Origin of the sequence: Oxalicibacterium faecigallinarum (genome assembly GCF_014635705.1) — a bacterium.
GTDB classification, from domain to species: Bacteria; Pseudomonadota; Gammaproteobacteria; order Burkholderiales; family Burkholderiaceae_D; genus Oxalicibacterium; species Oxalicibacterium faecigallinarum.
The window spans coordinates 1,056,461-1,075,639 of sequence record NZ_BMDI01000001.1; the positions used below are offsets into that span (position 1 = coordinate 1,056,461).

Sequence of the window (19,179 nt, forward strand, 5' to 3'; positions counted from 1 at the left end):
AAACAATCATGATTAAAAATACTCAGCCTAAGTTGCTCGCGGAAATTCCGGGCTCCCCTGAAAAAATTGCAAACAAGCGAATTATGCATACACGCATCGCAAACATGATGCGCGAATTAAATACGCTTATCTATGCTGGAAGTCAGGATAGTATTTTGCTGGTGTGCGGGCCAACTGGCGTCGGAAAAAGTACTCTTTCCACATACATGGTCGAGGATGCCCTTAAAAAGGATTCTGCCAAAATGAATAGTGATGCAGGACTGATATCAGCGATATACGTCCAGGCCCCATCGTCTGGTGAAAATGAATTTTCCTGGCGCTTACTCTACCAACGCATTCTGCAGCAATTAGAGAGCGGCTTGGAAATGCCAAAAGTAGCGTACGGTATTGATGCAATCACGGGACGGATGGTGCGTCCCCGTGGTGCCACTGGTAACAGCCTAGCAGGACTCCGCACAGCCGTAGAGCAAGGATTACGAGCACGGCAAACTCGCTTTCTGGTTATTGATGAAGCTGCGCACATCATTCGTCAAACCAGTAACAATCGGCTTGGCATTCAACTCGATACATTGAAATCGTTGGCAAATGAATGCGGTACTCAAATCGTGCTTGTTGGCTCTTATGACCTTTACCAGTTGGTGTCACTATCGGCTCAAATTGCGAGACGAACTCACGTACTTCATTTCGAACGATATCGTCAGGACCATGATTCGGATGTGCGGGCATTTCAAGCATGCGTTCAAAATTTCCAGAACACTTTGCCGGAGTTATGGGGAGAGGAACTCATGCAATACGTCAAAGCACTGCATGAGAATACACTGGGCTGCATTGGCACATTGAACACCGTTCTGACCCGTGCCGCAAAACTGGCACAAGAAAATGGGAAGTGGTCAGTCGATGCATTACGTCGAGCATTGCTGACAGAAAAACAGCGCGAAGCAATTCTGGAGGAAATCCTTGATGGTGAAGCGGCTATCAATCCCGCACTGACACGCACAATGCCCACATCGGGAACTCGTACCCGTCGCCATTCGGAGCGAAACGTAGCATGAGCCGATTGACGATGAATCCACGGTCAGCTTTACATGCATTAAAACCTTATGGCCAAGGTACAGTTGAAGTCGAAAGTTTGTTGAGCTACTTCTGCAGATTAGCGGTGTCACACAGTGTTTCGACACTCACCTTGTCCCGCTCTATTGCCCAACGTTTTAGTCGCGAAATTTCTCCCGATTACGATTGGCATGAACGGAAAATTTCCGGTTGTGGGGACTCGGCATTGACATGGTCAGCGGCCTTATCGGCACTGACGTCTGTTGAAGGACTTGACCGTCTGACTTTTTTGCCTTGGAGTGAGGCTATTGCGCAAAACGGATTATCACTTGTAAGCAAAGGACAATTTTGTCCTGACTGCTTAGCAGACGATGTTACTCACGGTCGCACCCCATATTTTAGATTGGCATGGGAATCAGCCGAAGTAAGCGTATGTACAAAACATGGGAATCGTCTTTCACAGCGGTGTTCTTGCTGCCAAAGGGAGAATATTCGGCACTCTGCTGCCTACGTCGTGCCGGGCTGGTGCACACATTGCGGTGAATTTCTTGGACAAAAACCAGAGCTCGTAACCACGGAAGCCATAGATGCTGCAGCCTTGTGGAAAGCTAGACAGGTCGGAGAACTATTGGCATTTCAATTTACATTGAACGATGTACCAAGGCGGAGCGACATGCTCCTCTGCATTAAGGAGCTCATCACTGAAATGGACGGCGGGCAAAGCTCCGCTTTTGCTCGTCGCATCGGGATTGCGAAAAGCACTATCCATCATTGGTTTAAAGATAATGGAACGCCAACACTTTCGGTGACTTTGAAGATTGCAGCCCACTGCGGTGTTGGTCTTACAGACTTATTGACGGGCAATCTGAATAAATGGACAGCGCCGACAATAGAGCGCCAACAAGTGTTATTGCTGCAACACCCAACAGCGGCTTGGCATCCAACACCACGCACAATTGATTGGAATGAGATTGAAAAACAACTTCAAACCTTCCTATTATTACCGACGCCCATTAGTGTTTTAGAGGCAGCACGCCGTTTAAATCTGGAAGCGCGACAACTCTATTTACGAGCAAATCGTACAACACGCCAGTTGGGAGAGCGTTGGAAGACCTATTTAAGTCGGCGCTATGCAGCGACTGTAGTTCGAGCTTGGCCGTATTTGGAAAGCGCTTGCCGGGAAATATGGTCAGAAGGCAAAACCGTAACGCGTCGGGAAATTGTGGCACGCGTACCCGCTGATATTCTTTCACCGGTTGCACATCTGCTTGATGTACTGAAAGAGGTGCAAACACATTTACATAATGTCGGATGTATAGAAACTGCAATACCGGCTACCAGTGCTTAATCTCGACGTCTTATTCAGAGCACATTACTCTACTTCTGCAATATAAAATCAAATTACCTACTCCTGATTTTTAAGTCGAGGAAACGCTCTCGCTTTAAAAAACCGGCCCTTAGCGGCCGGTTTTTTTATATCTGCTCACTTATGTGCTGACAAATCGAGACGGCTTATCACAGATTCGCAATAAAGCAAAATGTGGCCCATCGAGAAATAAAGCATAAAGTGTCCAAGTGGCCAAGTTATGCTTAACGGGACACGTGCAGAACTCAGAACTGACAAGAAGATGGCGGAAGCGGTGAGATTCGAACTCACGGACGGGTATTAGCCGTCGACGGTTTTCAAGACCGCTGCCTTAAACCACTCAGCCACACTTCCTTCTGGAATATTGAATGGGACAACAAGATGCCGGTGAAGCTGCTTGCGGGAGATTGCAAGCACCAGCGTATCGCCATATTCCGAAGACGCGAATTATACCGAACTCGGCCACAATTGCCGAGTCCTTCTTGTAATTAAGCGACAGGTAAAAACATCTGCTGCAAATCGTTAAGGAAACGCTGTCCCAGCGCCGTTGGCTTCAAGGTCTTGTGATCGCGGTACAACAATCCTTTGGATTCAGCATTGTTCAGCGATCGCTCAATGGTATTGAGCGCCAGACCAGTCCGCTCGGCAAAGAGGTTGACGTCAATACCATCTGTCAATCGCATCGCATTGAGCATGAACTCGAATGCCAGCTCATCGCGCTCAACCTCGATTTCTTCCTGCACCGGATTACCACGTTGCATGTGTTCCAGATAAGACTTGGGCTGCTTGTAGCGCGCCTGACGAATGACGCGATGCGGAAACGACAGCTTGGAATGCGCACCAGCGCCAATACCCAGATAATCGCCGAACTGCCAGTAGTTGAGATTGTGCTTGGCCTGACGGGTTGGCTGCGCATACGCCGAAACTTCGTAGTGACCATAGCCGGCCGTCAGCGTTTCCTGCGCGATCATGTCCTGCATGTCCGCACTCGCGTCGTCATCCGGCACCGCCGGAGGATATTTGGCAAAGACGGTATTCGGCTCCATCGTCAGGTGATACAGGGACAAATGTGGCGGCGCACATTCGATAGCTGTGCGGATATCTTGATGGGCCTGTTCCAGCGTTTGCGACGGCAAGGCGTACATCAGATCAAGATTGAAGTTATCAAAGTTCCGGTGCGCAATCTCTACCGCTCGTCGCGCCTCATCACCATCATGGATGCGACCCAAGGCATGCAAATGCGAGGTGTTGAAACTCTGAATGCCAATTGAAAGACGATTAACACCACTGCCGCGATACGACTTGAATTTCTCCGCTTCGAACGTTCCCGGATTCGCTTCCATCGTCACTTCGATACTCGGATCGAATGGCATCAGCGTACGGATATCGGATAGCAGGCGATCCAGTCCGGCAGCGGACAACAAGCTCGGTGTACCGCCACCGATGAAGATCGTGTGCAGCTTACGGCCCCAGATCAGCGGCAATGCCGTTTCCAGATCGGTACGCAATGCCGCGAGGTAGATATCCTCTGGGATATCGCCATTGGCCTCATGCGAATTGAAATCGCAGTACGGGCATTTTTTGACGCACCAGGGAATGTGCACGTAAAGCGAAAGTGGTGGCAAGGCGGACAGATTCAGCGCGCCCGATTTCAGATATGCGGTGGCAACGCGAGCAGGCTCGGCGTAATCAATCCGCCCTGAAAAATCGGAACGATCTGCAGCAACCGGTTTGATCGGGATCATCGTAATTTCTCGATCAGAGTTCGCAATGCCTGACCACGATGCGACAGACGATTTTTTTCTTCTGCCGTCAGTTCCGCTGCGGTCTTTTGCAACGCGGGGATCCAGAAATGCGGATCGTAGCCAAAGCCACCTTCACCACGCGCTTGTTCGATCATTTCACCATCCCAACGGCCGTCGGCAATCACTGGCTGCGGATCATCCGCATGCCGCACGAATACCAGCACGCAATAGTAGTACGCCGACCTGTCTGCATGGGCCGCCAGATCAGCCAGCATCTTCTGATTGTTGCGCTGATCCGATTTTGGCTCGCCGGCGTAGCGAGCGGAATAGACGCCTGGCGCACCACCCAGCGCATTGACACAGACACCGGAGTCATCTGCCAGAGCCGGCAAGCCGGTCAGACGCGATGCGTGCCGAGCCTTGGCGATCGCGTTTTCGACAAACGTGGCAAAAGGCTCTTCCGCCTCCGGCACGCCGAATTCGCCTTGTGTATGCACCTGATAATCGAGCTGCGCCAGCAAGGCACCAAATTCCTTGAGTTTGCCAGCGTTATTCGATGCGAGAACGAGAGATTGGGGCATGACGATCTGAAATAAATATCATGGGCTGCGCTGCGGCATAAAAAGAAAACTGCCGACAGACATCATCAGGATGCATGTCGGCAAGCAGACCGCTCGTATCAGCCAACGTTGAAACGTGATTGAAAACGCTATTTTACGCAGCAATCGCCAATGCCTGTTTTTGCATCACGATCAGATCGCGGATGCCGTTTTGTGCCAGATCCAGCAATTGATTCATGGTGTTGCGATCAAAGGCTGCCCCTTCAGCCGTACCCTGCACTTCAATAAAGTGGCCTGCATCGGTCATGACGATATTCATGTCGGTATCGCAATCCGAATCTTCTGCGTAATCCAGATCCAGCACCGGCTGACCGTGATATACGCCGACAGAAATCGCCGCGACAAAATGCTTGAGCGGCACAGCAGGAATCACGCCTTGTGCCACCAGTTTGCTAAATGCATCATAGGCGGCAACCATGGTGCCGGTAATCGCTGCAGTACGCGTACCGCCATCTGCCTGAATCACGTCGCAATCCAGATGCAGCGTACGTTCGCCAAAGGCTTCCAGATCGAAGGCAGCGCGCAGCGAACGGCCAATCAGGCGTTGAATTTCCTGCGTGCGCCCGGACTGCTTGCCACGTGCGGCTTCACGATCCATGCGCGTATGCGTCGAACGGGGCAGCATGCCGTATTCCGCGGTCAGCCAGCCTTGACCTTTACCCTTGAGGAAGCCCGGCACACGATCTTCAATGCTGGCGGTGCAAATGACTTTGGTATCACCGCATTCGATCAATACCGAGCCTTCGGCGTGCTTGGTGTAATTGCGAGTAAGTTTGATGGCGCGCAGCGCATCAGCGGCGCGACCGCTTGGACGATTTTCAAACGACATGAAGAGTTATTTCCCGGAAGTGATTTTTGAAGACTTGTCGATGGCATTGCGAATTTCTTCGATTGCCTTTTCGATCTCGGCATCATTGTACGTGTCTGTCGGCTCGGAATCGACATGACGTGGTGCCTGAATGGTGGTTGTCACGCTGCCGACCGGCAATGTATTGGTCGTAATCGTGCTATTGCCCTCCAATGCATCGGTGCTTTCCCACATCATGGCCAGTGCCGTGACGTTGTCGCTATGCTTGCCGGCGATATTCACCGCCGTCGAGAGCAACTCCGGGACAGCACGCACGATCGTCGTATTTTGCAGACGGTGCGCCAGTTCATGATCCGGCAACATCGACCACAATCCATCGGAGCACAGCAGCATCAGATCGCCCGCCTGCAAACTCACGCGACGAGAGAGCTCGACAATCGGCATGTTGGGCGCACCCAGACAGTTGAAAAGCTTGTTGCGATCCGGATGCGTATCGCGTTCGGAAGGATCGACCTTGCCTTGAGCAATCAGCGTTTCAATACGGGAATGATCGCGCGTACGCGCCAGAATCTGGCCATTACGCATCCAGTAAAGACGCGAATCGCCACAGTGCGCCCAGATCGCACTATTGTGTTGAATCAGGGCTGCGACGATCGTGGTGCGTGGTGTCTCCGGCAGATTATTGATGGCGCGATAACGATGAATTTCGCGATGCGCGGCAAGAAAACTGTCTTCCAGAAAGCGTTCCGGCTTCTTGACGTACGGCTTGGCATTTTCCTGAAACAGCGACGCTATTGTCTGCATCGCAATCTGCGCTGCCATCTCGCCCATCAGATGCCCACCCATGCCATCGGCAACCAGCAGCAACAGCGCATCGCGCGTGAAGCTGTAGCCCATGCGATCCTGATTGATCTTGCGACCGCCGATCTGGCTTTCTTGATAAACGGAGAAACGCATAGGCTGGTTAGATGGCTATCTGACTTAATGAATCAACGATGATGAAAACTAGCGTGTATTTTCCTGAATTGTCGTATCGCTATTGTAGGAACGCTTGCCGAATCCGCCGAACAGACCTTTGAGCTTGCTGGTCACTTGCTGCAATCCCTGCGGCTGCGGCTTGACCTCCGACACGGGCTCGCGCAAAGCCTTCTGCAAGGCAAACACACTTTGCGGACGCTTCAACGGATCAACCATCAACGCCCAGCGAATCACGTTGATCAGATCAGTGGAATACACCCCCTCCAGTCGATTGAAGTGACCATCCATCTTGTCATTCAAACGACGTTGATCTGCCGGCTGCGGCGGCGCACCGACCATGCATGCAAACATCGAAGCGCCAATACTGTATATGTCGGTCCACGGTCCCAGATTGCCATTCTTCACATACAGTTCCGGTGCAGCAAAACCCGGTGTGTACATCGGATACAGCTTCGGCATGTCTGCCGTCAGTGTCTGACGAGCCGCACCGAAATCCAGCAGGATCGGCGTCCCGTCCACGCGCAAGTAAATGTTGGCCGGCTTGAGATCCAGATGCAGCAATTTGTTGGTATGCACCTCGCGCAAACCGTTCATGACATGACTGAACATCTTGCGGATAAAGCGTTCGGATACCAGCGGCTTGTCGCCCTTTTCGCGACGACGCAGGATGTGATCCTGCAACGAGCGTCCCGACTCGTATCCCATGACCATGTAGACGGTTTCATTGGCACGAAAAAAATTCGTGACGCTCACGACATTGGGATGGGCGATACGCGCCAATGCCCTGCCTTCTTCAAAAAAGCATTTGAGGCCGATGCGAAAAACAGGAAGATTTTCAGGCGAAATGGCCGGTACCAGTTCGCCCGGCTGACGCAAGGCCAGAGAACTGGGCAGATACTCCTTGATAGCGACCGCATTGCCATCTTCGTCGTACGCCAGATACACGATACTGAACCCGCCAGAAGCAATCTTCTTTACAATGCGATATCCAGCGATTTCCAGTCCATCCGGCAAAGGAGCATTGTTTTGCGCAGCCATGTCGTTCTAACGTTGTCGGTACTGAGGTTGGCGCGAAGCGCGGCGTATTGTGATGGGATGACCAATCGGTATGCCGTCAACGCCTGCGCAACGACATACGTTGAAGATTGTGTGGACAAATCGCCGCTTTGTAAAGAAAAACAAAGGACATCATTTTGACAATCAGCAGTATGACCGGCTATGCCGTCACCACGCACGAAACCAGCAACGGCACCCTGACCATCGAGCTGAAAAGCGTCAATTCCCGCTTTCTCGACCTGCAATTCCGCATTAATGACGATCTGCGCGCGCTGGAACCTGCGTTGCGCGAAGCCATCATGGCCCGCATCACCCGAGGCAAAGTCGAATGCCGAGTCAGTTTTGGTCGCAAAGTTGTGGCATCTGCAACACAAGCGCTAAACACCACCGTTCTCAATTCATTATCAACTCTGCAAGCTGGCGTACTCCAAGTCTTCAGCAATGCGCAACCGTTATCGGTCAACGAACTGCTGCGCTGGCCGGGCGTCATTGAAGAATCGGAAATCAGTCAGGACACGTTGCAGGCTGAAGTTGCCACTGCCATGCAAACTACGATGCAAGCCTTTGTAGAAAGCCGCGCACGCGAAGGCAATGCCCTGCAAACCATGCTGCTGTCGCGCGTGGACGACATGGAAGCGATCGTGACGCGTATTACACCGCTGATCCCGCAAGTCGTCGCACAATTTCAGCAAAAAGCGACCGAACGCATGCAGGAGGCGCTTGGACTGGCACAGAAATCTGCGGAAGGCGGCACAAGTGTGGTGAGTCGCGACGAAGCACTGGATCGCATACGTCAGGAAGTCACGCTGTACGGTATTCGCATCGATGTTGCCGAAGAGCTTTCACGTCTGGGCGCACATCTGGCCGAAACGCGCGCCATTCTCAAAAAAGGTGGGCAGGTCGGCAAGCGCCTGGATTTCATGATGCAGGAACTCAATCGTGAAGCCAACACGGTTGGCTCCAAGGCGGCAGTCAAGGAGCTGTCGGATGCCTCGATGGCGATGAAACTACTGATCGAACAAATGCGCGAACAAGTGCAAAATCTGGAATAAGCGCTCACCGCTTCAGACGATAAACTTACTCACACCCTTCTCTATCCGTATGCAGACGTTTGACCATACTCCCTCCTCCGGCAGCCTGTTTCTGGTTGTCGCACCATCCGGCGCCGGCAAATCCAGTCTGGTCAATGCCTTGCTGCAACAGCAACCAGCCATCAAGCTGTCGATTTCGTACACGACGCGTCAGCCTCGCCCCGGCGAAGAAAACGGTCGCGAATACTTTTTCACCGATGTGGAAGATTTTTTAACGCGTCGCGATGCAGGTGAGTTTCTCGAATGGGCCGAAGTTTTTGGCAATTACTACGGTACGTCACGCATCCAGATTGCCGATCAGATGGCTGCCGGCACGGATGTTTTGCTCGAAATCGACTGGCAAGGCGCGCAACAGATCAAGAAACAGTTTCCGCATGCCGTCGGCATTTTCATCCTGCCGCCTTCCATCGATGTATTAGAAGAACGTTTGAAGAAACGCGGGCAGGATGAACCGCATGTGATCACGCGCCGTTTGCTTGCTGCAGGGGGTGAAATCGCCCACGCTTCAGAGTTCGAATATGTTATTATCAATCAAGAGTTTACAGTCGCATTATCCGAGTTGAGCGCGATCGTAAAAGCCACCCGTTGCCGGTTCGCGCAACAATCAACACGAAACGCTTCGCTGTTTGCCCAACTAGGCATTCACGCCAATTTAAGCTGACGCATTTTTAGGAGTTCATCATGGCCCGTATCACTATTGAAGATTGCCTGAAGCAAGTACCAAACCGCTTTCAACTGACGCTCGCTGCGACCTATCGCGCACGTCAGCTGCTGCAAGGACACACCCCAAAAGTCGATGCAAAGGACAAGCCAACCGTTTTGGCCCTGCGCGAGATCGCTGCTGGTCAAGTCGGCATTGAAATGCTGAAAAAAGTCCCTAGCTGATTGGTAAACCAAACTCCAATCCAAGGCGTTAAGCGATCGGTATGAGCCTGACACAAACAGATTCGACACTTCCTATCGCACCCAGCAACCGGGCGGCGTCAGATCGCTCGGGTTCGCAAAACGCCACGACCACGCCAGTGGTACCCGGTGTTGCCTCCGTGACGCACCTGACCAACCGGCTGGCTGAGTATCTGACACCGTCAGAGCTCAAGAAAATCAAGGAAGCCTATCGCTTTTCAGATGAAGCGCATCTGGGTCAGATGCGCATGTCTGGCGAGCCTTATATTTCGCATCCGATTGCAGTCGCCGAAATCTGCGCCGACTGGAAGCTCGATGCACAGGCAATCATGGCCGCCCTGCTGCATGACGTCATGGAAGATCAGGATGTCCGCAAGGATGAACTGATCGAACGCTTTGGCGCGCCGGTTGCCAATATCGTGGATGGCCTCTCCAAGCTGGAGAAACTGGAATTCCAGAGCCAGGTAGAAGCGCAGGCCGAAAACTTCCGCAAGATGCTGCTGGCCATGGCGCGCGATGTGCGCGTCATCCTGATCAAGCTGGCCGACCGCCTGCACAATATGCGCACGCTTGGTTCGATGGCTCCCGCCAAGAAACGCCGCATTGCGCGCGAGACGATGGAAGTCTATGTGCCGATTGCGCATCGCCTCGGCCTCAATAACATCTATCGCGAACTGCAGGATCTGGCGTTCTCGCACTTGTATCCGATGCGCTATCGCGTGCTCGGCAAGGCGGTCAAAGCTGCGCGTGGTAATCGCCGTGAAGTGGTCAGCAAGATTCTGGAATCGGTCAGTTCGACACTTGAAGCGACCGGCATTCCGGTGCAGGTGTATGGTCGTGAAAAAACGCTGTATGGCATTTACACCAAGATGGCCAGCAAGCATCTGTCGTTCTCGCAGGTTCTGGATGTCTACGGCTTTCGTATCGTCGTCGACAGCTTTGCCAATTGCTACGTTGCGCTTGGCACTTTGCATGCCTTGTTCAAACCCATGCCGGGCAAGTTCAAGGACTATATTGCGATTCCCAAGCTGAACGGCTATCAGTCGCTGCACACCACGCTGATCGGTCCCTACGGAACCCCGGTAGAGTTCCAGATCCGTACACAGGAAATGCATCGTGTCGCCGAATCCGGCGTAGCCGCTCACTGGCTGTACAAGGAAGACGACGAAAACAATCTGTCGGATCTGCAGCAACGTACGCATGCATGGTTGCAATCTCTGCTCGATATTCAAAAGCAAACTGGTGACTCGGCGGAGTTTCTGGAGCACGTCAAGGTCGACCTGTTTCCGGATTCGGTTTATGTCTTCACACCAAAGTCAAAGATCATCGCGTTGCCCCGCGGCGCAACGGCTCTCGACTTTGCCTACACAATTCACACCGACGTTGGTGATCAGACTATTGCGGTCAAGATCAATCTCGAACAGGTTCCGCTGCGCACCGAATTGCGTAACGGCGATATCGTCGAAATCATCACGGCACCGACGTCACGGCCTAACCCGAACTGGCTCAGCTTTGTGCGCACGGGTAAGGCACGTTCCGCAATTCGTCATCACTTGCGCACGATCAATCTGACCGAGTCCATCGAACTTGGTCGTCGTCTGCTGGCCCAAGCTTTGACGACCTTGAACTTGCCGCCCGATGTCGAGCCAGCCTTGGCAGAACGTTTGCTCAATGAGTCCAGTGCCAAGTCGCTGGAAGATCTGTACGCTGACATCGGCGTGGGCAAACGCATGGCAGCGCTGGTCGCGCGCCATATCCTGAGTCTGGTCGAACACGATACGCCTGTCATGCATCCTGATGTGGACAGCCATGGCGAACTGGTACCGAAGAAGATCGATCCGGTCATCATCTACGGCAGCGAAGGCATTTCGGTACAACTCGCTTCGTGCTGTACACCGATCCCCGGTGACGACATCATTGCGCAAATGAAACGCGATCAGGGTCTTGTGGTACATGCGCTTGACTGCAACGTCGCCCGTCGTCAGCGCAGCAAGGAACCTGATCGCTGGATTGATGTGGTGTGGGGTGCAGATATCGAACGCCGCTTCGATTGCCGCATCACCCTGCTTGCGCGTAACGAAAAAGGCATTCTGGCACGCGTCGCGGCAGAGATCGGTGAATCCGATGCCAATATCACGCATGTTGGCATGGATGAAGATAAGGACAATCTGATGACCCAACTGCATTTTACGGTGCAGGTAGAAGATCGCGTGCATCTGGCGCGACTGATGCGAAACTTACGCGGCATCAGTGGCGTCACCCGACTCCTCAGAGAAAAAGGCTGATCAACCGATCAGCCTTTTTTCTTTCCAGTTACATTCTCTCAATTCGGTTCCGGATAACGGACTTCCAGAACAATCAGTTCTTCCAGCCCGCCAGGTGTGCGTAGCATGACGGCGTCCCCCTCACGCGCCTTGGTCAGTGCGCGCGCCACCGGCGATACCCAGCTAATCTTGCCGTTCAACGGATCGAGCTCATCAATGCCGAGGATGGTCACTGTATGCTCTTCTCCAGACTGCGTTTCATAACGCACAGTAGCACCAAAAAAAATCTGGTCGCTACCATGATGAATGGAAGGATCGACCACTTCGGCCAGATCAAGGCGCTTGGTCAGAAAACGGATACGACTGTCAATTTGGCGCAAGCGTCGCTTGCCATAAAGATAGTCACCATTCTCGGAACGATCACCGTTAGATGCCGCCCATGACACGACCTGCACGACTTCCGGCCGCTCGACATCAATCAGATTGAGCAACTCGGCTTTCATGCGCAAGTGCCCTTCCGGCGTCATGTAATTTTTTGATCCTGGAGGAATGGGTGGTGCGCCGAAATTCTCTTCGTCGTCGGCGTCTTGGGGATTGTTGGCAGTCTGATTCATGCGCGTATTGTAGCGCGCATGAATCTTTCAGACTGTCTCAGATCCCGCGTGAAATGCTATTGCTCCAGTCGAAGGCACGCAATTGCAACGCATACAGATCCTCGATGGATAAATCGAGTTTGTTCATCGTTGGCAGCAACATGGCACCGGTTTGTTCAAGGCGCTCGATGTACTCTACCAGTTTCAGTAAATCACCATAGAACCCTTTGCGATGCAGCAGCGCATCACGCACCTCATCGACGACGGGCACTTGCACCAGAATCTGCTCCATCGACTGGCCAAGCAAGGTATCCATCAGCGACATCACACCCACCGTGAATGCCTTGTCGGCCATACAACGCTCGCCCGGATGCAGTTGCTCGGCAATCAGTTCAAGCAATTTGCCACGCGTCGTGGCGAGCTGGAGCAGCGGTGACGAAAAATGCCCGCCCTTGCCATGTTCGGCGTACATCAGAATCTGCAGCCAGCGCTTCAACTGTCGACGTCCCAGCACGGCAAGCGCTTGTCCCAGCGATTCGATACGCGTAGTCACACCAAGACCCGGAGTATTTGCCAGACGAAGCAGATTCATCGACAGAGACGCTTCCTTTTTGACGGTTTGCTCGATATCAAAAGTATCGGCGTCACTATCAATCAGGGCCATCAAACTCAAGATGACGAGTTGGGATGGCGCAAGCTTTTTGCCGGACAACACGACTGGCCGCGCAAAATAATAGCCCTGGAAGTAATCGAAACCGATCTCCAGACAAGCATGAAACTGCTCGACCGTCTCCACCTTTTCTGCCAACAGGAGTTTTTTGCGTACCTTGAAATAAGATGCCAGGCTGCTGAGTGCAGTCTTGTCCATACCCGTGATGTCGATCTTGACGATTTTCACGAAGGGCAGCAAAGGCTGCAAAGCCGCATCCTGGCAAACGACATCATCCAGAGCAAATACAAAACCCTGCTCCGATAGCTCTGCGACACGCGCCACCAGAGCGGGTGTAACCTTTACCGTTTCAAGGATTTCCAGAACGACTTTATCGCTCGGCAGAAAATTGACGAAATCGCAGTCAAGTACCGCCGCGTCAACATTAAAGAAGCCGAGTGATCCGCCGATCACATTGCCGATGCCCAGTTCGGAGGCATGCGCAATCACGGAAGCGGTGGCCGACAGATCATCCACGACATCCGCAGGCCCGGTACGGGCGCGTCGGAACAGTAATTCGTAGGCAATCACGTCTTCGTGATGATTCAGGATAGGTTGTCGGGCAAGGAAGAACTCCTTGACCCGCGGATAATCATCCGGTTGTTCGACGAGATCGGTGATCATGAGATGAGACTCTTTCTTTACAGTAGCAAAACGCGGCGATCAGCCAATCCTGACTTCCTTTTCAACTACATACCGTCAACCTACTCATATCACGGTCCCTACATGAAGGAATTTTTACCTGACTGTCGAGAGCCAGCCATCCCATAAACAGGGTATGGATAAACCTTCTTCATTATTCTGCTGGCATTCCTTAAAGGCAAGTGTAAATTTTGGTTAAATTACCAAGATTTGTGCGCTACCCGACGCAACAAGACAACTTAATGCGTCTTGCGTTTTTGCTTACCGGCCACGCCATCCGCTTTTCCTGTTTCGATCACGAATGTGGCCCCGCTATCCTGCCCCAGCACCGATACCAGATAAGGCATCACTTCGCGCAGCACCGGCTCCAATGTCCAAGGCGGGTTGTGAATGAACATACCACTGCTATGCAGGCCAAAACCATCCGGTGAAGGTGTGGATACCGTCAACGTCACGTTCAGCCAGCCATTGGATGGAATCTTCTTCAGCTTGTCCGGCATCTGGCGTGACTCCATGCGGTTAAGTGCGGGATACCAGACCGCATAAACGCCACTTGCAAATCGTTGCAGCCCATCCGTTACTGTATCGACTACGCTGCGGTAATCGCTTTTATCCTCATAGGGTGGATCAATCAGCACAATGCCGCGCCGGGATGGCGGTGGCAGCAAGGCCTTCAATCCCTGAAATCCATTGGCGCGCTCAATCATCACACGTTTACCACGCGTAGCCGGACGCTTGCCCTGCTCCGCTGCATGTGCTTCCAGCTTGCGGAAATTATCAGCCAGCAGTTTGCTGTCTGCGGGATGCAGCTCAAAAAAACGCAGGCGATCCTGCTCACGCAGAATATGTTCGGCACAGTACGGCGATCCCGGGTAGTAGCGCATTTTCCCGCTTGGATTGAGCGACTTGATCAGATCCACATAATCGGCAACAGCCGACGGCAAATCGGTACGCTCCCACAAGCGGGCAATCCCGGATTCATACTCGGCGTTCTTGCTCGCGTAATTACTGTCCAACGCATATACGCCCGCACCCGAATGCGTGTCAATGTACATGTACGCCGTATCTTTTTGATTGAGATAGTTCAGCAACTGGATCTGAACGAGATGCTTGAGCACATCGGCATGATTACCCGCATGAAAAGCGTGGCGATAACTCAGCATAGGAATAGGTCTTTGTGAAGAAAAATAAGAATCCTGCCTTACCGGCAGAAGAATAACCAGCATTCTATCAAGAGCCTCTGACAAAACAGCGCTCGTCAAGAAAGTTGTACGGATGCGTGATCCAGAAATGCGCACGAAAGGTGATCTTCTTAAAAACAAGGTGAGTTAGCGCACCGAATGCAACCTTCCCTTCGCGCATGATCAACACAACAATAACAGGAGACACATCATGCTGCCCCGATTACCACTTAGCCTTCTGACGATCACCGGTGCGCTGACCATCTTGCCAGCACTGGCGCAGGCCGATGTGGTCAAATGCAGTGCACCGGACGGCTCGTTGACCTATACCGACGGTCGTTGTTCCGGCGCCTTGATGGTGGGACGCATGCCCAGCAATCGCTCAAGCTTTGCACCACCGCCTGTCCACAGCACGCAGTGGGCAGAAAAGATCGCCCCGCGCCAAGTGCGCACCGATGTCGAATCGGTCAAATCTGCCTACGATGCCATCAAGATGCGCGAAAACGGAGCAAGAATGGCTGAATTTACAACGGACTAATGTCTTCTCATAAAAAAGCCGTGAGGCATGACTGCCACACGGCTCTTTTGCATTCAGCAAGTTCAGATCACTTTGTTGAACGTCAGCTCGCCGTGATCTGCATCGATACGAATACCATCTTTGGGACCGAATCGTCCTTCCAGAATCGCCTTGGATAACGGATTTTCGATCTGGTGCTGGATTGCACGCTTCAATGGACGTGCGCCATACACCGGATCAAAACCAGCTTCCGCGATCAGCTGTAACGCCGCGTCCGAGACCTCCAGCGACATATCCATACGCGCCAGACGCTGTTCCAAAGTGTGCAGCTGGATCTTGGCGATCGAACCGATGTTCTTGGCATCCAGTGCATGGAAGACCACAATCTCATCAATACGATTGATGAATTCAGGACGGAAATGGCCCTGCACTTCCGCCATAACAGCCATCTTCACCAACGCAGGATCACTCTCTTCCATTGACTGGATTTTGTGCGAACCAAGATTCGAGGTCATCACAATCACGGTGTTCTTGAAATCCACCGTGCGACCTTGTCCGTCCGTCATGCGACCATCGTCCAGCACCTGCAGCAGAACATTGAACACGTCTGGATGCGCCTTTTCAATCTCGTCCAGCAGGATCACGCTATATGGTTTGCGACGCACGGCTTCCGTCAAATAACCACCCTCTTCGTAACCCACATAACCCGGCGGCGCACCGATCAGACGGGCTACCGAATGCTTCTCCATGAACTCGCTCATGTCGATGCGAATCAGCGCCTCTTCGGTATCGAACAGGAAGGTTGCCAGCGCTTTACACAACTCGGTTTTGCCGACACCGGTCGGGCCAAGAAACATGAACGAGCCGTATGGACGATCCGGATCGCCCAGACCTGCACGTGAACGACGAATCGCATCCGACACGGCAACGATCGCTTCATGCTGCCCCACCACGCGATTGTGCAAGGCGTCTTCCATCTGCAGCAGCTTGTCGCGCTCACCCTGCATCATGCGCGACACGGGAATGCCGGTTGCACGCGAGACGACTTCCGCGATCTCTTCGGCGCCGACCTGTGTACGCACCAGTTGCCGACGCTCCGACGTGTCTTCACCGGTAATGGCATTCTTCAGTTGCGACTCCAAGTCTGGCAAGGTTTTGTATTGCAGTTCGGAAACCCGCTGCCAGTCGCTCTTGCGCTTGGCTTCATCCATCTGCAGACGCACTTTCTCGATCTCTTCCTTGATGTGCTTGCTGCCTTGCGCCGATGCTTTCTCTGCCTTCCAGATTTCTTCCAGATCGGCATATTCACGGCCCAGGCGTTCAATCTCATCCTCGATCAAGGCAAGACGACGTTGCGATGCTTCGTCCTTTTCCTTCTTGACGGCTTCGCGCTCGATCTTGAGCTGGATCAGACGACGATCAAGACGATCCATCACTTCCGGCTTGGAGTCGATTTCAATCTTGATCTTGGACGCTGCTTCATCGATCAGATCGATGGCCTTGTCAGGCAGGAAGCGATCGGTGATGTAACGATGCGAGAGCTCTGCCGCAGCCACGATGGCAGGATCGGTGATATCAACACCGTGATGCAGCTCATAACGCTCCTGCAAGCCACGCAGGATTGCAATCGTCGATTCGACAGTCGGCTCATCTACCAGAATTTTCTGGAAGCGCCGCTCCAGTGCAGCATCTTTCTCGATGTATTTGCGATATTCATCCAGCGTGGTCGCGCCGACGCAATGCAGTTCGCCACGTGCCAGCGCAGGCTTGAGCATATTGCCCGCATCCATTGCACCTTCGGACTTGCCGGCGCCAACCAGCGTGTGCATTTCATCGATGAATACGATCGATTGACCCGCATCCTCGGCAAGTTCCGTCAATACGGCTTTCAGACGCTCTTCAAATTCACCCCGATATTTGGCGCCGGCCAGCAATGACGCCAGATCGAGCGACAAAACGCGTTTGCCTTTCAGGCTTTCCGGTACTTCACCATTGACGATACGTTGCGCCAGACCTTCAACGATGGCTGTCTTGCCCACACCCGGCTCGCCAATCAGCACCGGATTATTCTTGGAGCGACGCTGCAATACCTGAATCGCGCGACGGATTTCGTCATCCCGACCAATGACCGGATCGAGCTTGCCATTGCGGGCACGCTCGGTCAGATCCAGTGTGTATTTTTTGAGCGCTTCGCGCTGACCTTCGCCATCGGCGGAATCCACCTTGTTATTGCCACGCACCGCCTTGATGGCCGCCTCCAGCGCTTTGCGTGTCAACCCGTTCTCGCGCACGATGCGACCGGCTTCGGACTTGTCTTCGGTCAGACCAAGCAACACCATTTCTGTCGCGATGAACTGATCCCCGTGTTTCTGTGCTTCCTTGTCTGCGACGTTGAGCAGCATGGCCAAATCGCGGCCAACCTGAACGTCGCCGCCGTTACCCGACACTTTGGGTAGCCGATCAAACGCGCTCTTAAGCGCATTGACCATGCCATTGATGTTGGCGCCCGCGCGCTGCAACAGCGAACGCGTACTGCTGTCATCCTGACTCAGAAGTGCCGTCAGGAGGTGGACAGGTTCGATATATTGATTATCATTGCCGACCGCATGACTTTGCGCGTCAGCCAGTGCTTCCTGCAGTTTGGTAGTGAGTTTGTCGAGTCGCATTGCAACTTCTCCGTTAGAAGATCAGTGATGCATGGAAAATAAGGCCACATACCCGCTTTTCAAGCAGGGACATTTAACAATTCACACGGCGAGGAAAGGCGCATGCCTGTCTTGCAATATAGCTTATGCAGACAGTGCTCGATAGGTGGCAAATCCTGCCATGCAGAACAGAATGGAACCCAGCAGATGCAGGAGAGTATGTCCGAGCGCCCAAAGATAGTCGCCGCGCTGCAGCAGCAAAACGGATTCGGCAGAGAACGAAGAAAAAGTGGTCAAACCACCAAGAAAACCGGTGATGGCAAACAGACGCCATTCGGAAGAAAGATCGGGCTGCGCCGCAAAGAACGCCACGGCTATGCCGACCATATAGCCGCCCCCCAGATTGGCCAGCAAGGTCCCTAGAGGGACATGCGGCGTGAGTGCATTCAGAAAGACAGACAGGCCCCAGCGCAACCAGGCGCCCAGTGCTGCGCCAATGCCGACTGCGAGCCAGCCCATTATTTTTCCACGCCTTGCAAGGCCGCATCGATATGCCACTTCTTCAGTGCCACATCATCGGTTACACGCGCATCGACCCAGCGCGCGCCTTCCGGGGTCTGTTCCTTCTTCCAGAAAGGCGCGTCTGTCTTCAGATAATCGATGATGAACTCGCACGCCTCGAACGCTTCGCCGCGATGTGCCGAGGTTACGGCAACCAGTACGATCTGATCTTTCGGTAACAAGGGGCCGACACGATGGATCACCAGCGCATCGCCCAGTTGCCAGCGCTGCCTGGCCTGGTCGACGATATTCTGCAGCGCTTTTTCCGTCATGCCCGGATAATGTTCGAGCTCCATCTCGGCAACCGCACTTCCATCGTTGATGTCACGCACCGTACCGATGAAAGTGACGACCGCGCCGATTTGCGGACTCTCTGCACGCAAGGCAGCGACTTCCGCGCTGACATCGAAATCCTCGGTTTGGACGCGAACTGGCATTCCGACTACTCCG

At 53.1% G+C, this 19,179-nt stretch carries 18 protein-coding genes and 1 tRNA gene; 7 read left to right on the forward strand and 12 right to left on the reverse strand.

Going from position 1 to position 19,179, the window contains the following annotated elements:
- Window positions 1–8 precede the first annotated feature (8 nt).
- Window positions 9–1,052 carry an AAA family ATPase gene (locus tag IEV29_RS05110; protein ID WP_188380157.1) on the forward strand — a complete coding sequence of 348 codons (1,044 nt, stop codon included), beginning with the start codon at window positions 9–11 and terminating at the stop codon, window positions 1,050–1,052.
- Window positions 1,049–2,398 carry a helix-turn-helix domain-containing protein gene (locus IEV29_RS05115; protein WP_188380158.1) on the forward strand — a complete coding sequence of 450 codons (1,350 nt, stop codon included), beginning with the start codon at window positions 1,049–1,051 and terminating at the stop codon, window positions 2,396–2,398. Before IEV29_RS05110 ends, IEV29_RS05115 begins: the two co-directional genes overlap by 4 nt.
- Before the next feature lie 281 nt (window positions 2,399–2,679).
- Here the strand turns inward: IEV29_RS05115 and IEV29_RS05120 are convergent.
- The 6 genes from IEV29_RS05120 to IEV29_RS05145 all read right to left on the reverse strand — a co-directional run bounded on the left by IEV29_RS05120 (window position 2,680) and on the right by IEV29_RS05145 (window position 7,605).
- Window positions 2,680–2,770: transfer RNA gene (locus IEV29_RS05120), tRNA-Ser, on the reverse strand.
- A 134-nt stretch (window positions 2,771–2,904) separates the two neighbouring features.
- Window positions 2,905–4,161 (reverse strand): radical SAM family heme chaperone HemW, encoded by a 1,257-nt coding sequence (gene hemW, locus IEV29_RS05125; protein WP_188380159.1) that lies wholly within the window; start codon window positions 4,159–4,161, stop codon window positions 2,905–2,907.
- Window positions 4,158–4,742, reverse strand: a complete 585-nt coding sequence (rdgB, locus tag IEV29_RS05130; protein ID WP_188380160.1) for an RdgB/HAM1 family non-canonical purine NTP pyrophosphatase — start codon at window positions 4,740–4,742, stop codon at window positions 4,158–4,160. Before rdgB ends, hemW begins: the two co-directional genes overlap by 4 nt.
- A gap of 133 nt (window positions 4,743–4,875) precedes the next feature.
- Window positions 4,876–5,610: a ribonuclease PH gene (rph, locus tag IEV29_RS05135; RefSeq protein ID WP_188380161.1), complete on the reverse strand. Its 735-nt coding sequence runs from the start codon at window positions 5,608–5,610 to the stop codon at window positions 4,876–4,878.
- Window positions 5,611–5,616: 6 nt separating this feature from the next.
- A complete protein-coding gene (locus IEV29_RS05140) occupies window positions 5,617–6,546 on the reverse strand; it encodes a PP2C family protein-serine/threonine phosphatase (protein ID WP_188380162.1) in 930 nt (309 codons plus the stop codon).
- 48 nt (window positions 6,547–6,594) lie between these two features.
- Complete coding sequence (locus tag IEV29_RS05145; protein WP_188380163.1) at window positions 6,595–7,605, reverse strand: serine/threonine protein kinase; 1,011 nt, start codon at window positions 7,603–7,605, stop codon at window positions 6,595–6,597.
- Between the two features lie 170 nt (window positions 7,606–7,775).
- Between IEV29_RS05145 and IEV29_RS05150 the strand changes: the two genes are divergently transcribed.
- From IEV29_RS05150 to IEV29_RS05165, 4 genes are read left to right on the forward strand one after another with little or no spacing between them, the layout of a single operon-like run.
- Window positions 7,776–8,675, forward strand: a complete 900-nt coding sequence (locus IEV29_RS05150; RefSeq protein ID WP_188381080.1) for a YicC/YloC family endoribonuclease — start codon at window positions 7,776–7,778, stop codon at window positions 8,673–8,675.
- Window positions 8,676–8,724: 49 nt separating this feature from the next.
- Window positions 8,725–9,375 (forward strand): guanylate kinase, encoded by a 651-nt coding sequence (gmk, locus tag IEV29_RS05155; protein WP_188380164.1) that lies wholly within the window; start codon window positions 8,725–8,727, stop codon window positions 9,373–9,375.
- Between the two features lie 20 nt (window positions 9,376–9,395).
- Window positions 9,396–9,599 carry a DNA-directed RNA polymerase subunit omega gene (gene rpoZ, locus IEV29_RS05160; protein ID WP_188380165.1) on the forward strand — a complete coding sequence of 68 codons (204 nt, stop codon included), beginning with the start codon at window positions 9,396–9,398 and terminating at the stop codon, window positions 9,597–9,599.
- 41 nt (window positions 9,600–9,640) lie between these two features.
- Window positions 9,641–11,902: a RelA/SpoT family protein gene (locus IEV29_RS05165; RefSeq protein WP_188380166.1), complete on the forward strand. Its 2,262-nt coding sequence runs from the start codon at window positions 9,641–9,643 to the stop codon at window positions 11,900–11,902.
- 38 nt (window positions 11,903–11,940) lie between these two features.
- On the opposite strand, the gene greB is transcribed toward IEV29_RS05165, so the two are convergent.
- From greB to IEV29_RS05180, 3 genes are all read right to left on the reverse strand, one after another.
- Window positions 11,941–12,495, reverse strand: coding sequence for a transcription elongation factor GreB (gene greB / locus IEV29_RS05170; protein ID WP_188380167.1), 555 nt, complete (start codon window positions 12,493–12,495; stop codon window positions 11,941–11,943).
- A gap of 37 nt (window positions 12,496–12,532) precedes the next feature.
- Window positions 12,533–13,807, reverse strand: a complete 1,275-nt coding sequence (locus tag IEV29_RS05175; protein ID WP_188380168.1) for an EAL and HDOD domain-containing protein — start codon at window positions 13,805–13,807, stop codon at window positions 12,533–12,535.
- A gap of 257 nt (window positions 13,808–14,064) precedes the next feature.
- On the reverse strand, window positions 14,065–14,988 hold the full coding sequence (locus tag IEV29_RS05180) for a 23S rRNA (adenine(2030)-N(6))-methyltransferase RlmJ (protein ID WP_188380169.1): 924 nt from the start codon (window positions 14,986–14,988) through the stop codon (window positions 14,065–14,067).
- 229 nt (window positions 14,989–15,217) lie between these two features.
- Between IEV29_RS05180 and IEV29_RS05185 the strand changes: the two genes are divergently transcribed.
- Window positions 15,218–15,544, forward strand: a complete 327-nt coding sequence (locus IEV29_RS05185; RefSeq protein WP_188380170.1) for a hypothetical protein — start codon at window positions 15,218–15,220, stop codon at window positions 15,542–15,544.
- Between the two features lie 62 nt (window positions 15,545–15,606).
- On the opposite strand, the gene clpB is transcribed toward IEV29_RS05185, so the two are convergent.
- From clpB to moaE, 3 genes are all read right to left on the reverse strand, one after another.
- Complete coding sequence (clpB, locus tag IEV29_RS05190; protein ID WP_188380171.1) at window positions 15,607–18,189, reverse strand: ATP-dependent chaperone ClpB; 2,583 nt, start codon at window positions 18,187–18,189, stop codon at window positions 15,607–15,609.
- Window positions 18,190–18,312: 123 nt separating this feature from the next.
- The gene (gene crcB, locus IEV29_RS05195) at window positions 18,313–18,687 is read right to left on the reverse strand and encodes a fluoride efflux transporter CrcB (protein ID WP_188380172.1); all 375 of its coding nucleotides are present in this window, start codon (window positions 18,685–18,687) and stop codon (window positions 18,313–18,315) included.
- Window positions 18,687–19,166 carry a molybdopterin synthase catalytic subunit MoaE gene (moaE, locus tag IEV29_RS05200; protein WP_188380173.1) on the reverse strand — a complete coding sequence of 160 codons (480 nt, stop codon included), beginning with the start codon at window positions 19,164–19,166 and terminating at the stop codon, window positions 18,687–18,689. The genes crcB and moaE overlap by 1 nt, the downstream gene beginning before the upstream one ends.
- Window positions 19,167–19,179: the final 13 nt, after the last annotated feature.

Excerpts from the sequence above, each read along its gene's own strand:
- IEV29_RS05115 (WP_188380158.1), top strand. The coding sequence starts at position 1,049 with ATGAGCCGATTGACGATGAATCCACGGTCAGCTTTACATGCATTAAAA.
- IEV29_RS05145 (WP_188380163.1), bottom strand. The coding sequence starts at position 7,605 with ATGGCTGCGCAAAACAATGCTCCTTTGCCGGATGGACTGGAAATCGCT.
- hemW (WP_188380159.1), bottom strand. The coding sequence starts at position 4,161 with ATGATCCCGATCAAACCGGTTGCTGCAGATCGTTCCGATTTTTCAGGG.
- greB (WP_188380167.1), bottom strand. The coding sequence starts at position 12,495 with ATGAATCAGACTGCCAACAATCCCCAAGACGCCGACGACGAAGAGAAT.
- rph (WP_188380161.1), bottom strand. The coding sequence starts at position 5,610 with ATGTCGTTTGAAAATCGTCCAAGCGGTCGCGCCGCTGATGCGCTGCGC.
- crcB (WP_188380172.1), bottom strand. The coding sequence starts at position 18,687 with ATGGGCTGGCTCGCAGTCGGCATTGGCGCAGCACTGGGCGCCTGGTTG.
- IEV29_RS05150 (WP_188381080.1), top strand. The coding sequence starts at position 7,776 with ATGACCGGCTATGCCGTCACCACGCACGAAACCAGCAACGGCACCCTG.
- IEV29_RS05140 (WP_188380162.1), bottom strand. The coding sequence starts at position 6,546 with ATGCGTTTCTCCGTTTATCAAGAAAGCCAGATCGGCGGTCGCAAGATC.
- IEV29_RS05165 (WP_188380166.1), top strand. The coding sequence starts at position 9,641 with ATGAGCCTGACACAAACAGATTCGACACTTCCTATCGCACCCAGCAAC.
- IEV29_RS05185 (WP_188380170.1), top strand. The coding sequence starts at position 15,218 with ATGCTGCCCCGATTACCACTTAGCCTTCTGACGATCACCGGTGCGCTG.
- rpoZ (WP_188380165.1), top strand. The coding sequence starts at position 9,396 with ATGGCCCGTATCACTATTGAAGATTGCCTGAAGCAAGTACCAAACCGC.
- IEV29_RS05180 (WP_188380169.1), bottom strand. The coding sequence starts at position 14,988 with ATGCTGAGTTATCGCCACGCTTTTCATGCGGGTAATCATGCCGATGTG.
- rdgB (WP_188380160.1), bottom strand. The coding sequence starts at position 4,742 with ATGCCCCAATCTCTCGTTCTCGCATCGAATAACGCTGGCAAACTCAAG.
- IEV29_RS05175 (WP_188380168.1), bottom strand. The coding sequence starts at position 13,807 with ATGATCACCGATCTCGTCGAACAACCGGATGATTATCCGCGGGTCAAG.
- gmk (WP_188380164.1), top strand. The coding sequence starts at position 8,725 with ATGCAGACGTTTGACCATACTCCCTCCTCCGGCAGCCTGTTTCTGGTT.
- moaE (WP_188380173.1), bottom strand. The coding sequence starts at position 19,166 with ATGCCAGTTCGCGTCCAAACCGAGGATTTCGATGTCAGCGCGGAAGTC.
- IEV29_RS05110 (WP_188380157.1), top strand. The coding sequence starts at position 9 with ATGATTAAAAATACTCAGCCTAAGTTGCTCGCGGAAATTCCGGGCTCC.
- clpB (WP_188380171.1), bottom strand. The coding sequence starts at position 18,189 with ATGCGACTCGACAAACTCACTACCAAACTGCAGGAAGCACTGGCTGAC.